This is a genomic window from Methylobacterium sp. 275MFSha3.1 (assembly GCF_900108435.1).
Classification (GTDB): domain Bacteria; phylum Pseudomonadota; class Alphaproteobacteria; order Rhizobiales; family Beijerinckiaceae; genus Methylobacterium.
The window spans coordinates 1-13,862 of sequence record NZ_FNWP01000026.1; the positions used below are offsets into that span (position 1 = coordinate 1).

7 protein-coding genes are annotated in these 13,862 nt (G+C 76.5%); all 7 read right to left on the minus strand.

The features are described 5' to 3' along the window. Window positions 1-2,327, minus strand: a 2,327-nt coding sequence (locus tag BLW78_RS25020; protein WP_139307738.1) for a condensation domain-containing protein, incomplete at its 3' end; no start/stop codon positions are given. Beyond that, window positions 2,324-5,482, minus strand: coding sequence for an amino acid adenylation domain-containing protein (locus tag BLW78_RS25025; RefSeq protein WP_091682762.1), 3,159 nt, complete (start codon window positions 5,480-5,482; stop codon window positions 2,324-2,326). The genes BLW78_RS25025 and BLW78_RS25020, both read right to left, overlap by 4 nt. After that, window positions 5,479-9,963: a condensation domain-containing protein gene (locus BLW78_RS25030; RefSeq protein WP_091682764.1), complete on the minus strand. Its 4,485-nt coding sequence runs from the start codon at window positions 9,961-9,963 to the stop codon at window positions 5,479-5,481. Before BLW78_RS25030 ends, BLW78_RS25025 begins: the two co-directional genes overlap by 4 nt. After that, window positions 9,960-11,657: a cyclic peptide export ABC transporter gene (locus tag BLW78_RS25035; protein ID WP_091682766.1), complete on the minus strand. Its 1,698-nt coding sequence runs from the start codon at window positions 11,655-11,657 to the stop codon at window positions 9,960-9,962. The genes BLW78_RS25030 and BLW78_RS25035 overlap by 4 nt, the downstream gene beginning before the upstream one ends. Next, window positions 11,657-12,640 (minus strand): TauD/TfdA family dioxygenase, encoded by a 984-nt coding sequence (locus tag BLW78_RS25040; protein ID WP_020094342.1) that lies wholly within the window; start codon window positions 12,638-12,640, stop codon window positions 11,657-11,659. Before BLW78_RS25040 ends, BLW78_RS25035 begins: the two co-directional genes overlap by 1 nt. Before the next feature lie 62 nt (window positions 12,641-12,702). Continuing rightward, window positions 12,703-13,419 (minus strand): thioesterase II family protein, encoded by a 717-nt coding sequence (locus BLW78_RS25045; RefSeq protein WP_244527047.1) that lies wholly within the window; start codon window positions 13,417-13,419, stop codon window positions 12,703-12,705. A 2-nt stretch (window positions 13,420-13,421) separates the two neighbouring features. Continuing rightward, entirely contained in the window at window positions 13,422-13,655 is a 234-nt protein-coding gene (locus tag BLW78_RS25050) for an MbtH family protein (RefSeq protein WP_020094344.1), read from the minus strand. Window positions 13,656-13,862 lie beyond the last annotated feature (207 nt).

Sequence of the window (13,862 nt, forward strand, 5' to 3'; positions counted from 1 at the left end):
TCGGGCGGCAGGGCCTCGCCGCTGGCGACCAGTCGGGTGAGGCTGGCGGTGTCGTCGAGGGCGCCGGCGGCGAGGGCGGCCGAGAGCTGGGCGGGCACGAAGTGCAGGAGGGTGACGGCGTGCCGGCCGATGAGGCGTGCGATGGCGTCGGGGTCGCGGTGGGCGCCGGGGGGCGCCAGGACGAGGCGTGCGCCGGTGACGAGGGGCAGGAGGATCTCCCAGACGGCGACGTCGAAGGAGACGGGGGTCTTGTGCAGGATGGTGTCGTGGGCACCGACGCGCAGGTGGTCGGCCATCCAGGCGAGGCGGTTGGCGAGGGCGGCGTGGGTGTTGGCGCAGGCCTTGGGGGTGCCGGTGGAGCCGGAGGTGTGCAGGACGTAGGCGAGCGCGTCCGGGTGGGGGGCGCGGGTGCGGGGCCGGACGGGCCGGGCGATGTCGTCGTCCGCGTCGGTATCCGGATCGGCATCCGGATCGGCGTCCAGGACGAGGGGCGCGCGCCCTGCGGCGTCGGCGAGGGCGGGGTGTCGGTCGGCGAATTCGGGCTGGGTGAGGAGGAGGTCGGCCTCGGCGGCGAGGGCGGCGAGGCGGGCTGCGGGCAGCTCGGGGTTGAGGGGGAGGATGGCGGCGCCGGTCCTGAGGACGGCGAGCCAGGCGGCGGGCAGGTCGCAGGCGCGCTCGAGGAGGAGGCCGACGACGCGCTCGGGTCGGGCGCCAGCGCGGGCGAGGCGTCGGGCGATGGCGGTGGCGCGGGCGTCGAGGCCGGCGCGGGTCAGGCTGGTCCGGGCGTCGGTCACCGCGATCGCGTCCGGGTCTTGCGCGCGGTGGTCTGCGAAGGCGGCGAGCACGTCGCCGGCGCCGTCCGGGTAGGCCCGGGCGGTCGCGTTCGCCGACCCGATCACCGCCCGGTCGGAGGCCGTGAGCGCGCTCGCCGCGTGGATGGGCCGGTCCGGCGCCGCGACGAGGGCGCGCAGCAGGGTGAGGAACCCGTCGCGCCAGTGCCGGGCGGTGGCGTCCGCGATCAGGCCGGCATCGTACTCGAGCTGGCAATCGATGCCGGTCCCGTCGGCGGCGACGTCGAGGGCGACGTCGAACTTGGCGCTCGCCACGTCGACGTCGATCCGCGCCGCCGCGACCCCCGCGAGGTCGAGGGGGGTGGCATCCCGGCTGGGGCGGAAGTTGAACGCCGCCTGGAAGACCGGCGTGGTCGCGGCGTCGCGCGCGATCCCGGTCTCCGCCACGAGGCGCTCGAAGGGGACGTCGTCCTCGGCCAGGAACGCCATCGCCTCGCCGCGCAGCCGCGCGCAGAGATCGCGGAAGCTCCCGCGCGGATCGAGGCGGACGCGGTAGACCTGCGTGTTGACGAGGAAGCCGACGAGGTCCTGCAACTCGGGGCGGGTGCGGGCGGCGTTCGGCACGCCGACGGCGAAGTCCGTCTGGCCGCTCAGGCGGGCGAGCAGCACCTGCCACGCCGCCAGCAGCGCCACGAAGGGCGGGCACGCCTGCGACCGGCAGAACGCGACCACCGCGCCGGCGAGGTCGGCGGGCAGGGTGAAGTCGACCCGCCCGCCCGGGCGGTTCGCCAGGGGCTGGCGGGGATGGTCGAGGGGCAGGTCCAGGGCCGGGACGGCGTCGCCGAGGTAGCGGCGCCCGCGCGCGATCGCCGCGGACCCGGCCGCGCCGTCGAACCGGGCGCGCTGCCACGCGGCGAAATCCACGAAGCGCAGGCGCGGGGCGGGCAGCGGCTGCCCGATCCGCGCGGGATCGGCGAGGGCCGCGCGGTAGGCCTGCGCCAGATCCCGGAAGAGCCGCGCCGTCGACCACGCGTCCACCGCGATGTGGTGCATCACCACGAGGAGGACGCGCCCGCCCGCCGGATCCGCCTCCGACAGGACCGCGCGCAGCGGCGGCGCGCGGGTGAGATCGAAGGGGCGGCGGCTCAAGGCGCGCAGCGCCGCGCCCGGGTCATCGTCGAGGGCCGGGACGCGCTCGAGTTCGAACGGCACGTGCGGGTGCAGGATCTGGCGCGGGCCGTCGGCGGTATCCGCCAGCGCCGTGCGAAGGACGTCGTGACAGGCGATCAGGCTCCGGAACGCGCCCTCGAGGGCCGGGACGTCGAGGGGGCCGGTGAGGCGGAAGGCCCGGGCCGAGTGGTAGGCCGGGCTCTCCGGGTCGTAGCGCTGGTGGAACCAGAGCCGCGCCTGCGGGAACGACAGGGGCGCCGGGCCGCCTGCGTGCCGCGGTATGCCGTCGGCCGCCTCGGCGTCCTCCCGCAGCAGGCGGGCGAGGGCCGCACGCCGCGCCGCGTCGCGCGCGCCGACCCCGGTCACGCGCCCACCCCGGCGAGGCCGGCGCGCTCGGTCTCGCTCAGGCCGGCGAGTTCCAGGCGCAGGCTCGCCGTCTCCTCGATCGCCTCCGGCGGGGCGTAGGCTCCGAGCGCCGCGGCGAGGGTCGCGGGCGTGCTGTGGTCGAAGACCAGGCTCGGGGGGATCTCGACCTTGAGCAGCTTGCGGATGCGCGCCGTCAGCTTGATGACGAGGAGCGAGTTGCCGCCCGCCGCGAAGAAGTCACCCGCGGCGCCGAGGCGCTCCGCCGGCAGGCCCAACAGCTCCGCCATGGCGTCGGTGAGCACGGTCTCGAGCGCCGTGCGCGGCGGGACGCCCGTGCCCGCGTCCGGATGTGCGTCCGGAGAGGGCAAGGCGGCGCGGTCGATCTTGCCGTTGGCCAGCCGCGGCAGGCTGTCGAGGCGCAGGATCGGGGCGGGCAGCCACGCGGCGGGCAGGGCTTCGGCCAGCGCCGCGAGGAGCGCGGCGGGTGTCCGCTCGGGATCGGCGACCACGTAGGCCGCGAGCCCGGTCGCGCCATCCGGCCCCGTGAACGGGCGCACCGCCGCCTGGCTCACGCCGGCGAGGCCCGCCAGCGCGGCCTCGACCTCGCCCGGCTCGACGCGGTGGCCGCGCAGCTTGATCTGGTCGTCGGCCCGCCCGGCGAGCACGAGGCGGCCGCCGGGCAGCAGGCGGGCCCGGTCGCCGGTGCGGTAGAGCCGCCCCGCTCCGAACGGGTTGGGCGAGAACGCGCCCGCGCCGCCGGCCTCCGTGCCCGGGAGGTAGCCGCGGCAGATCTGGGCGCCCCCGAGGTGGAGCACGCCGACCGCGCCGGTCGGCGCGAGCGCGCCCGCCGCGTCGAGGATGTAGGCCTCGCTGCCGGCGAGCACGCGGCTCAGCGGCAGGCTCTCGTCCGGCGGCGCGGTGGCCGCGTCCGGATGCACCAGCACGCCGACACAGGCCTCGGTGGGACCGTAATGGTTGGCGATCCGCGTCGTCGGCGCCGCCGCCCGGATCCGCCGGACCAGGGCGGCCGGCGTCGGCTCGCCGCCGAGCACCAGCAGGGCGGGCAGCGCGGGGTCCTCGACGCCGTCGAGGAGGGCGGCGAGGTGGGACGGGACCAGTTTCGCGCAGGCGACGGCGTTGCCGCGCAGGAAGCGCGCGAAGGCCGGGCCGTCGGCCATCTCGGCCTCGTCGGCGACCACGAGGCAGGCGCCGAGGCGCAGCGCCGCGAACAGCATGGTGTTGCCGAGGTCGGCCGCCACCGTGGAGGTCAGCGCGAAGCGCCCGTGGCCGGACAGGTCGAGGGCGTCGATGACGGCCTCCGCGTAGGCGCGGATCTGGGCGTGCTCGATCACCACGCCCTTCGGCGTCCCGGACGAGCCGGAGGTGAAGAGCAGGCAGGCCATGTCGGAGGGGTCCCGGGCCTCGGCGGGGTGCCGGGCCTCACCGAGGCCGTCGAGGATCGCCCCGAGGGCGTGCCGGCCGGCCGCGGGGTCGGCCGAGAGCGCCACGGTCAGCGCGGGCCGGGCGAGCGCGATCAGGCGGTCGCGGCGGGCCTGCGGCCAGGCCGGGTCGAGGGGCAGGTAGGCGCCCCCCGCGCGCCAGACCGCGAGGATCGCCACCACGAGGTCGACGGAGCGCGGCAGGTCCAGGGCGACGACGCGCTCGGGACCGACGCCGCGCGCGGCGAACCAGGCGCCGAGGCGCGCGACGCGGTCCTCCAGCGCGGCGTACGACAGGGTGCGGCCGGCGCCGACGAGGGCGGGGGCGTCCGGCGCCGTCGCCGCGTGGCGGGCGACGAGGACCGGAAGGGTCTCCGCCGGCAGGGCGCGGGCGGCCGGGCGGCCGAAGGCGCGCAGGCGCACCTCCTCGCGCGCGCCGACGAGCGGGTAGGTCGCGAAGGGCGTCGCGGCCTTCGCGGGCAGGCGGGCGAGCAGCGTCTCGACCTGATCGAGAAGGGTCTCCAGGGCCTCCACCGCGTAGCGGCGCGGGTCGGCGTGCAAGGTCAGCGCGGCGAGGTGCCCCTCCGCGTCGAGGGCCGGCTCCAGGCAGAGCTCGAACCCGGCGGGTCCGGGCAGGAGCCGGTCCTGCGCGGCCCCCTGAGCCGCGAGCGCGAAGCCGACCGCGGGGCGGCGGTCGTCGCCGGCCGCGTCGAGGGGGCAGAGTTCCTGGAAGGCGCGGTGCTCGTCGAGCCGCGCGGCGAGACCGGCCGCGGCCTCCGAGACGCTGGTCTCCGGCGGGAGGACGAGGCGCAGGGGCAGCGTCTTGGTGAAGACGCCGACCGTGCCGGCGAAGACCGCGTAGTCGCGCCGGCAATCGTGCGCCCAGCCGCCGAGGATCTCCGTCCGCTCGGCGAGGCGCGCCACGAGCAGCCACCACGCGGCCTGGAGCACGGCCTCGGCGCCGGCCGCGGCGAGGTCCGGCCGGGCCAGCGCCCGCGCGAAGGCGTCCGTGACGGCGGCGTCGACGGCCCGACTCAGCCGGATCGCGGCGGCCGGCTCCTCCACCGCGTCGGCGGCCGCCCCTTGGCGATAGGGCAGCCGGAGGGGCGCCGCGCCCGCGCCGATCTGGTCCCGCCAGTAGGCTTGGCCCTCGCCGTCCGCGTCGTCGGCGGCGACCGCCTCGCGCCACTCCGCGTACTGGGCGTAGGTCGCGGCCTCGGGATCGGTGCCGGGTGCCGCGTCGGCCGCGCAGGCGGCCGCGACCTCCGACAGGACTCGGTCGAGGCTGCCGGCATCGACCGCGAGGGCGCTGGCGACGAGGCGCAGCCGCGGCGTCGCACCCGGCAGGAGGACGGCCGCGAAAGTCTGGCCGCGCTCCGGCGCAAGGCCGACGGTCCCGACGTCTCCCTGCGGCGCGCCGGTATCGAGCGGGATAGCGGGCGCGCCGGCCTCGGCCTGCCGCAGGCCGCGGAAGCCCGGTTCGCGCACGAAGGCGGTCCGCAGGACGTCGTGGCGGGCGGCGACCGCGGCGAGGCCGCGGCGGAGGCGGTCCGCCTCGACCGGCCCGGGCAGGTCGATCTCGGCGACGAGATTCGGCGCGGTGCCGGTCTCGTCGAGGCAGGCGCGCTGCTCGGGGGTCAGCGCCCGGGTCGGCGCCGCCGCGAGGGAGGCCGGCGCCCCGGTCATCGCCGCGCCGGTCATCGCCGCGCCGGTCATGCCGCCGCTCCCGTGACCGCGCCGCGCTCGACCATGTCGCCCATGGCGACGACGATCCGGCGCGGCCCCTCGTAGGGGTCGCGGGCATGGGCGGCGAGCATGTTGTCGAGCATCACGACGTCGCCGGGGCGCCAGTCGAAGCGCACGGCGATCGCCTCGTAGAGGCGGCCGACCTCGTCCATCACCGCGTCCTCGATCGGCGTGCCGTCGCCGTAGAGCACGTCGCGCGGCATCCGCTCCGGCCCCACGAGGCCGAGGAGGTCGGCGCGCACCTCGGGGTCGAGGCAGCGCGGGTGGTGCAGCTGCACTTGGTTGAAGAACGACTTCTCGCCGGTCAGCGGGTGGGTGATCACCGCCGGGCAGCGCGTGCGGGTCTGGAGCGTGTCCGCGTCGAGCCAGGCGAAGTCGACGCCCTCGGCCCGGCAGCGCGCCTCCACGGCCGCGCGATCCTCGGTGTGGAAGAAGCGGCGCCAGTCGACGTCGAAGCGCTCCGTGAAGGTGCGGACGTAGATCAGCCCCAGGCGCTCGAAGCGGTCGGCGATCGCCGGCGGCAGCTGCCGGTACAGCGCGCGGCAGTCGACGATGGGCGTCGCGCCGCCCACCGGCGACGGCTGCTGGCAGAAGAACCACTGCTTGCGCGGCCAGGCATGCAGGTGGCTGCTCTCGTTGTGGTAGAGGATCATCTCCCGCTCGGGGTAGGGCGTCGAGCGGTAGGTGTTCTTCCCGCCCTCGTTCTTGGGCAGGTCGCCGTACCCGCCGTAGAGGCCGGGCTGGAGCGCCTCGGCGAAGGCCTCGAATTCCTGCGGGGTCGCGATGCCGAAGCCGCGCAGCAGCAGGCCGGCGTGGCGGCGCAGCTTGCCCTCGACCCAGTCGCGCTGGGCGGTCGCCCAGGCCACCGCGTCGACGTCGGCCGACAGCGGCTCGATCACGAGGGGGAAGTCGCGCCCGGGCGCCAGGGTCGAGAGGCGGGCCGGCTCGCCCGCGGCGGCGGCGGGTTTGCCGGCGCCCAGTCCCTTGAGCTTGTCGAGCTTCGCTTCCAGGCGGCCGGTGCGCGGGAGCGACGGGGCGGTGTTCGACATGACGGGGTCCTCCGGGTCTCGTGAGGGCGGGAGCGCGGGCAGAAGGTCGGGCAGGCCGGGCAGCAGGGTCGGGAGCGGGGCCGCGGGCGCGGCGGCTGCGGCGGCGAGCAGGGTCGCGTAGGCCTCCGCGAGGCGCGCGACGCGTTCGGGGGTGAACAGGGCCGTGGCGAAGACCCACTCGGCCGCGATCCCGCCCCCCGGCGCGGGCGGGTCGAGGAAGAGCGCCATCTCGAATTTCGAGCCGTGCGCGCTGGCCGCCCGGGCCTCGGCCGCGAGCCCCGGGACACCGAAATCGCCGGGCGGCGCGTTCTGCATCACGAACAGGGCCTGGACGAGGGGTGGCCGGGCGCGGGCGCGCGGGATGTCGAGGGCGTCGACGATCCGGTCGAAGGGCAGGGTGGCGTGCTCGAAGGCGGCGAGGACGTCCTCGCGGACGCGCTCGATCAGCGCGGTGAAGGACGGGGCGCCGTCGAGGCGCGCCCGGATCGGCAGCACGTTGACGAAGAAGCCGATCAGCCCGGCCAGATCGGGGTGCGGCCGGCCCGCGACGTCGGTGCCGACGACGAAGCGTTCGGCCCCGCTCAGCCGATGGAGCAGGGCCTGGAAGCCCGCGAGCAGCACGACGAACGGCGAGGCGCCGCGCGCCCGGCCCAGCTCCGCCAGACGGGCGACCAGCGGCCCCGGCAGTTCGAAGCGGACGGAGCCGCCGGCCTGCGACGGGACCGCCGGCCGCGGCCGGTCCGTCGGCAGGGGCAGCAGGGCGGGCACCTCCGCGAGGTGCCCGCGCCAGAACGCGGTCTCGGCCGCCGCCGCGCGCTCCACGGCCGCCCGGTGCCAGCGCGCGAAATCCGTGTACTGGACGGGGAGGGGCGGCGCCTCCGCGCCGCGATAGGCGGCCCCGAGTTCGGAGAGCAGCACGCCGACCGACCAGCCGTCGCCGACGAGGTGGTGGAGGGCCAGGACGAGGCGGTGATCGTCGGCGGCCAGGCGCAGGAGCCGGGCGCGCAGGAGCGGCGGCACGGCGAGGTCGAACGGCGCGGCCGCCTCCGCGGCCTCGCACGCGGCGACCCGGATCTCGCGGGCGCCCGGATCGAGGCCGGTGAGGTCGTCGACGGGCACGTCGAGGGCGACCGCCTCGGCGATCCGGGGCTCCGGAAGGCCGTCCTCGCCGGTCGGATAGCCGGTCCGCAGCACGGCGTGCCGGGCGACGACCCGGCGCAGGGCCGCGGCGAGCCGGTCGGGCTCCAGCGGGCCTCCGAACCGGATATGTCCGACCATGACGTAGGCGCCGCGCCCGGCCGGGTCGCCGAGCCGCTCGGCCAGCCAGAGCCGCTGCTGGCCGAGCGACAGAAGGGGCGGGCCCGCGCGCGGCAGGAGCGCGGGCGCCGGCACCGCGTCGCGGGGCAGCGCGTCGATCCGCGCCGCGAGGTCGGCGAGGGTCGGGGCCGCGAACAGGTCGCGCAGCGGCAGGGCGACCCCGAAGGCGGTGCGGACGCGGTCGACGGCGCGCATCGCCAGGAGCGAGTGGCCGCCGAGTTCCAGGAAGCCGCGCCCGCGCGAGACCTCGTCGAGGCCGAGGAGATCGCACCAGATCGCCGCGAGGGCGCGCTCCGTCGCGCTCCGGGGCGGCTCATCCGGCGACGCAGCACCCTGCGGCCGCCGGTAGAGGTGGAGGGGGGTGAGGTCGCCGGCCGCGAGGCCGTCCCGGCACGCGCCGCGCCGGAGCTTCCCGCTCGTGGTCTTGGGCAGGGTACCCGGCGCCAGCAGGGCCACGAGTTCCGCCGGCTCGGCCAGCACCTCCGCCAGCGCGGCGTCGACCGCGGCGGCGATCTCCGGCGCGCGGGCGGCGGCGCTCCGGCCGATCTCGGCGGCGATCCCGATCGCCTCGCCCGCCGGGCCCTCGACCGCGAAGGCCGCGACCCGCCCCGGGCGGAGAGCCGGCACGCGCGCCTCGACCGCCGTCTCCACGTCCTGCGGATAGACGTTGTGGCCGCGCAGGATGATGAGGTCCTTGGCGCGCCCGGTGACGAAGAGCTCGCCGCCGTCCAGGAAGCCGAGGTCCCCGGTCCGCAGCCAGGTCGCGCCGTCGCGGGGCACGAAGGTCGCGCGGGTCGCCTCCGGGTTGTTCCAGTAGCCGCGCGCGACGCAGGGGCCGCTGAGCCAGATCTCGCCGACCGTCCCGTCGGGGCAGGGGAGGCCCGTGCGCGGGTCGACGATCCGCAGGTGCTCGGGCCGGACCGGCCGGCCGCTGCTCGCGAGGGCGGTGCCGGCCTCGTCGGCGACGGCGCGGCCGGCCGCCAGCGCCGCCGGCGCCACGCTCAGCCGGCGCCACGGCGTGCCCAGGGGCTTGGCCGCGACGAGGAGGGTCGCCTCGGCGAGGCCGTAGGCGGGGCTGAGCGCCGTCGGCGCGAAGCCCGCCGGGGCGAAGCGCGCGGCGAAGCGGGTGAGGGTCCGGGGCCGGATCGGCTCGGCACCGCTGTAGGCGACGCGCCACCCGGCGAGGTCGAGCCCCGCCAGCGCGGCGGCGCCGACGCGCTCGCAGGCCAGCCGGTAGGCGAAGTCCGGGCCGCCGCTGATCGTGCCGCCATGCGCGCCGATCGCCTCGAGCCACGAGGCGGGCCGGGCGAGGAAGGCCTGCGGGCTCATCAGCACGAGCGGCGCGCCGGCGAAGATCGGCTCGATCAGCCCCGCGATCAGGCCCATGTCGTGGTAGAGGGGCAGCCAGGAGACGAAGACGTCGTCCGGGCCGGGCGCGATCGCCTCGGCGAGCCAGCGGGCGTTGGCGACGAGGTTGCCGTGCGTGACCTCGACGCCCTTGGGATTCGCGGTCGAGCCCGACGTGTACTGCAGGAAGGCGAGGGTGTCGGGCGGGCACGGGACCGGCCGCCACGCCTCCGCCCCGGCGCTGCCGACCGCGTCGACACAGACGATCGCGCTTACGGAGCTGCCCGCGCAGGTCGCCGCCACGGTCTCGCGGTTCGCCCGATCGGTCAGGACGTGGCGCGGTGCCATGTCGGCGATCATCAGGGCGAGGCGGGCCGCGTGGTGCGGATCCCGCGTCTCCGGCGGGAAGGAGGGCGCGGCGACGAGGCCCGCGTAGAGGCAGGCGAAGAACGCCACGACGTAGTCGGGCCCGCTCGGCAGGGCGATGAGCGCCCGCGCGCCGGGCTCGGCGTCGCGCTGGAGGCGCGCCGCGAGGGCGCGGACCCGCCGGTCGAGCTCCGCGTAGTCGAGGGACGCCCCGACCGCGCGCCCGTCCGTGAGGAAGCGCAGGGTCAGCCGGTCGGGCGTGGCGGCCGCCCGCGCCCGCAGGATCGCCACGAGGCTGTCGTCCGGCGCGGGCCGGTGCGGCGACGGCGCGCGGTGCGCGCGGCTCACGTGCAGGCTCTCGTGCAGGCTCACGCGCCGGCTCCCGCCTGGCGGCCGCGCGGCGCGGCGGTGCGGTGCTCCACCACGAGGCCGCGCTCGAGCTTCACGACCTGGTCGGCCCGGTCGAACCAGCGGTCGTCGTGGGTGACGACGAGGATCGTCCGGCCCTTGGCGGCCAGCTCCGGGAGGAGCGTCTCGTAGAAGGCCGCCCGGGAGTCGGGATCCTGGTCGGCGGCCCACTCGTCGAAGATCATGACGGGCCGGTCCTCCAGGCAGGCGACCAGGAGGGCGAGCCGCTTGAGCTGGCCCGTCGAGAGATCGCGGGTCGAGAAGACCCCGTCCCGGAGGCTGACGCGGCCGTCGAGGCCGAGGCGCGTCAGCCACGCGCGCGCCTGCGCCTCGCGCGCGGCGTCCGGCCGGCCGAGCAGCGTCTCGAACAGGTGGAAATCGGAGAAGACGGCCGCGACGTGCGCGCGGTAGCCGGCGAGGGCCGCGCCCGCCACCGGGCGGCCGTCCAGGCACAGCGTCCCGCCGGTCGGCGGGTGCAGGCCGGCGATCACCCGGGCGAGGCTGGTCTTGCCGGAGCCGTTGCCGCCGACCAGGAAGGTGATCTCCCCGGGGCGCAGCGTCAGGTCGACCGGGCCGAGGTCGAAGCGGTCGCCGGTCTGCGGATCGGCCCGGTGATGGGTCACGCCCCGCAGGGTCACGGTGGCGTCGCGCCGGGGCGCGGCCGGGCCTGTCCCCGGATCGCCGACCGGCTCGGGCGGCAGCTCGGCGAAGGCCGCCTCGATCCGCCGCGCGCCGACGCGGGCGAGGTTGACGAGCGGCATCGTGTTCAGCACCGCCTCGAGGGGTCCCATCAGGTAGAGCAGGGCGATGACGTACCCGGTCGTCACCGCCGGGCTCTGCGCGCCGGTCCCGGGGACGAACAGCGCGAGCCCGATCAGGGCCAGGAACAGGATGCGGCCCCAGCCCGCCGCCAGCGCGAGGAGGGCGAGGCCGCGCCGGCGGTGGTCGGCGACGCGGGCGATCGCGGTCGCCAGGACCGCGTCGAGGAAGTGGCGCCCCTTCTCCCGGTTGAGGCGCAGCTCCTTGGCGCCGCCGTGCAGCGCCTGGAAATGTCCGACGAGGCGGTCCTGCTCCGCCCCGGCCCGGGCGAGGTGGCGCGTGACGCGGCCGTAGCAGGCGGAGTAGCCCGCGGCCCCCAGGGCGATCGTGAGGGCCGAGGCCAGGAACAGGGGGAACGACAGGTAGCCGAGATAGGCGAGGGTCGCCGCGACCACCGCGCAGTTGGTGACGAGCACGGGCAGCGCCGTGAGGAAGTTGGCGACCTGGTTGGCGTCCTCGGTCACCAGCGCCTGCACCCGGGCGCTCCCCACAGCCTCGAGATCCGCGAACGCGGCGGCCTGGACGCGCGCGGCGATCGCGGACCGGAGATCGGCGAGCCCGCGCTGCCCGAGATCGGCGAAGAGCGCGCGCGAGACGACGAGCGCCGCGCAGGCGAGGAGGGCGGTCGCCGCGAAGGCGGCGATCCGGTCGGCCCGGGCGGGCTCGGACGCGTGGAGCGCCCCGTTGATGAGCACGATCAGGCCCGTCGTGGCGATCCCGCCGACGAGGCTCGCCGCGCCGGCCAGCACGAGCCGGGCGCGGGCGCCCCGCGCGAGGGCGCGCCACAGCGCGGTCCCTGGCGCGGTCCCGGGCTCCGCGAAGGCGAACGCCGCCGCCATCACTGCGCGCGGCCGGCTTGCGCCATCGCCACCACGACCTTGCGCGGGCCCTTGAAGGGTGTCCGCGCGTGGGCGGTCAGCATGTTGTCCAGCATCACCACGTCGCCGGACTGCCAGGGGAAGACGACGGTGTGCGCGGCGAGCACGGCGCGGATCGCGTCGAGATCCGCGTCGGGGATCGGGCTGCCGTCGCCGTAGTAGACGTTGCGCGGCAGGTCCGGCTCGTCGACGAGGTCGAGGAGGGTCGCGCGCACCTCCGGCTCGAGGTTCGAGACGTGGAACAGGTGGGCCTGGTTGAACCACACCGGCTCGCCGGTCTCGGGGTGGCGGGCGGTGCCCTGGCAGACCTGCCGGGTGCGGAGGTCGCCGTCCGGCTTCCACTCGCAGGTGATCCCGTGGCCGGCGCAGTACGCCTCGACCGCCCCCCGGTCCTGCGTGCCGAACACCTGCTCCCAGGCCACGTCGAGCCCGTTGCCGTAGTTGCGCACGTACATCAGGCCCCGCTCGGCGAAGCGCGCGCGGATCGGCTCGGGCACGGCGCGGTAGATGGCGCGGCTGTCGGCCAGCGGCGTCTCGCCCCCCTCGGGCGCCGCCTGCTGGCAGTAGAACCAGATCTTCATCGGCCAGTCGCGGGCGTAGGCCTGCTCGTTGTGCAGCGGGATGTGCTGGTGGGGCGGGTACTCGGTCGAGGTGTAGACCCCCTGGGTCACGGCGCTGCGCGGCGTCGAGCCGAACTCGTAGCTCAGGAGGTCGTGGCCGAAGCCCGCCGCGAAGCTGCGGAACGCGTCGGGCCCGTCGAGGCTGAAGCCGCGGAGCAGCAGGCCGCCCGCGGCGTGGAGGTGCGCCTCGGCCGCGGCCCGGATCGCCGGCAGCGCGTCCGCGAGCGCCGCGCCCGCGGCGCCCTCCGGCGGCGTGACCAGGAGCGGCAGAGGACCCTCGTCCCGCAGGGGCTTGGTCACGAGTTCCATCACGGCGTCCTCCATGGTGACATCCCGTTCGTTCGCGCCGCCGGCCCGCGCGCCGCCGATGGGCGGGCGCGGCCGCCTCAGGCCGCGGCCTCGGCCCGCGCGCCGATCTGCCGGCCGACGAGGTCGAGCACCGGCCCCCGCCGCGCGTGGATGAAGAAGTGGTCGCCCTCGAACAGCGCGAGGTCGAAGGGGCCGCGCGTCTCGCGGCCCCAGGCCTCGAGGTCGGCGCGGGCGACGTCGTCCCGCGTCCCGCCGAGCGCCTGGATCGGGCAGTCCAGCGCCGGGCGCGCCGCGTAGGTGTAGGCGCCGCGCAGCCGGAAATCGGCCCGGAGCACCGGCAGCACCAGGGCCATCAGGGCGGGATCGGCCAGCGCCTCCGGCGGCGTCGCGCCGTAGGCGGACAGCGCGTCGCGCAGGTCCGCGTCGCTGCGCGGGCGGCGGAAATACGCCCCGTCGCACACCGCCGGTCCGGCGCATCCGGAGGCGAACAGCGCGCGCGGCGCCGCGATCCCGCGGTCGCGGAGTTCGTGCGCCAGCTCGAAGGCGAGCAGCGCGCCCAGGCTATGCCCGAACAGCGCGTAGGAGCCCGTGACGGAACCGGCGACCTCGTCCGCGAGGCGCCGCGTCAGCGCCCGCGGGTCGGTGCAGGGCGCCTCGCCGATCCGGGAGCCGCGTCCCGGCAGCTCGACGGGCCTGACGTCGACCGCGTCGGGCAGGCCGCGGCGCCACTGCGCGAACACCGCGGCGCTCGCCCCCGCGTAGGGCAGGCAGAACAGCCGGACTCGTCCCGGCACGGTCACGCCCGCGCGCCGCCCGCGTCCCGCTCCTGCGCCTCCATGTGTCGGCGCAGGCTCAGGGGCCGCATGTCGGTCCAGACCTCGTCGATGTAGGCCAGGCAATCGGCCTTCGCGCGCGGATCGCCCACGGCGCGCCACCCGTCAGGGATGTCGCGGTAGCTCGGCCAGATCGAGTATTGCTCCTCGTGATTCACCACCACGTAGAACAGCGTATCTTCGCGATCGAACGCCATCGATGCATCCCGTTCAGGTGAAAGCTGCGAGCAGCCTCGCCAATGAATCAATGAACTTCGCTTGTCGGCGCATAACATGGCCGAAAGATCGCCGGACTCAAGGGCCCTTTTACATATTTGAAATGTTCTAATTTAATTCATTACTGCTCGATCGTCCGAAGTGTTTTCCGGAGACCTTGAATCATTGTGGCGGTTCGCGCTACGCAG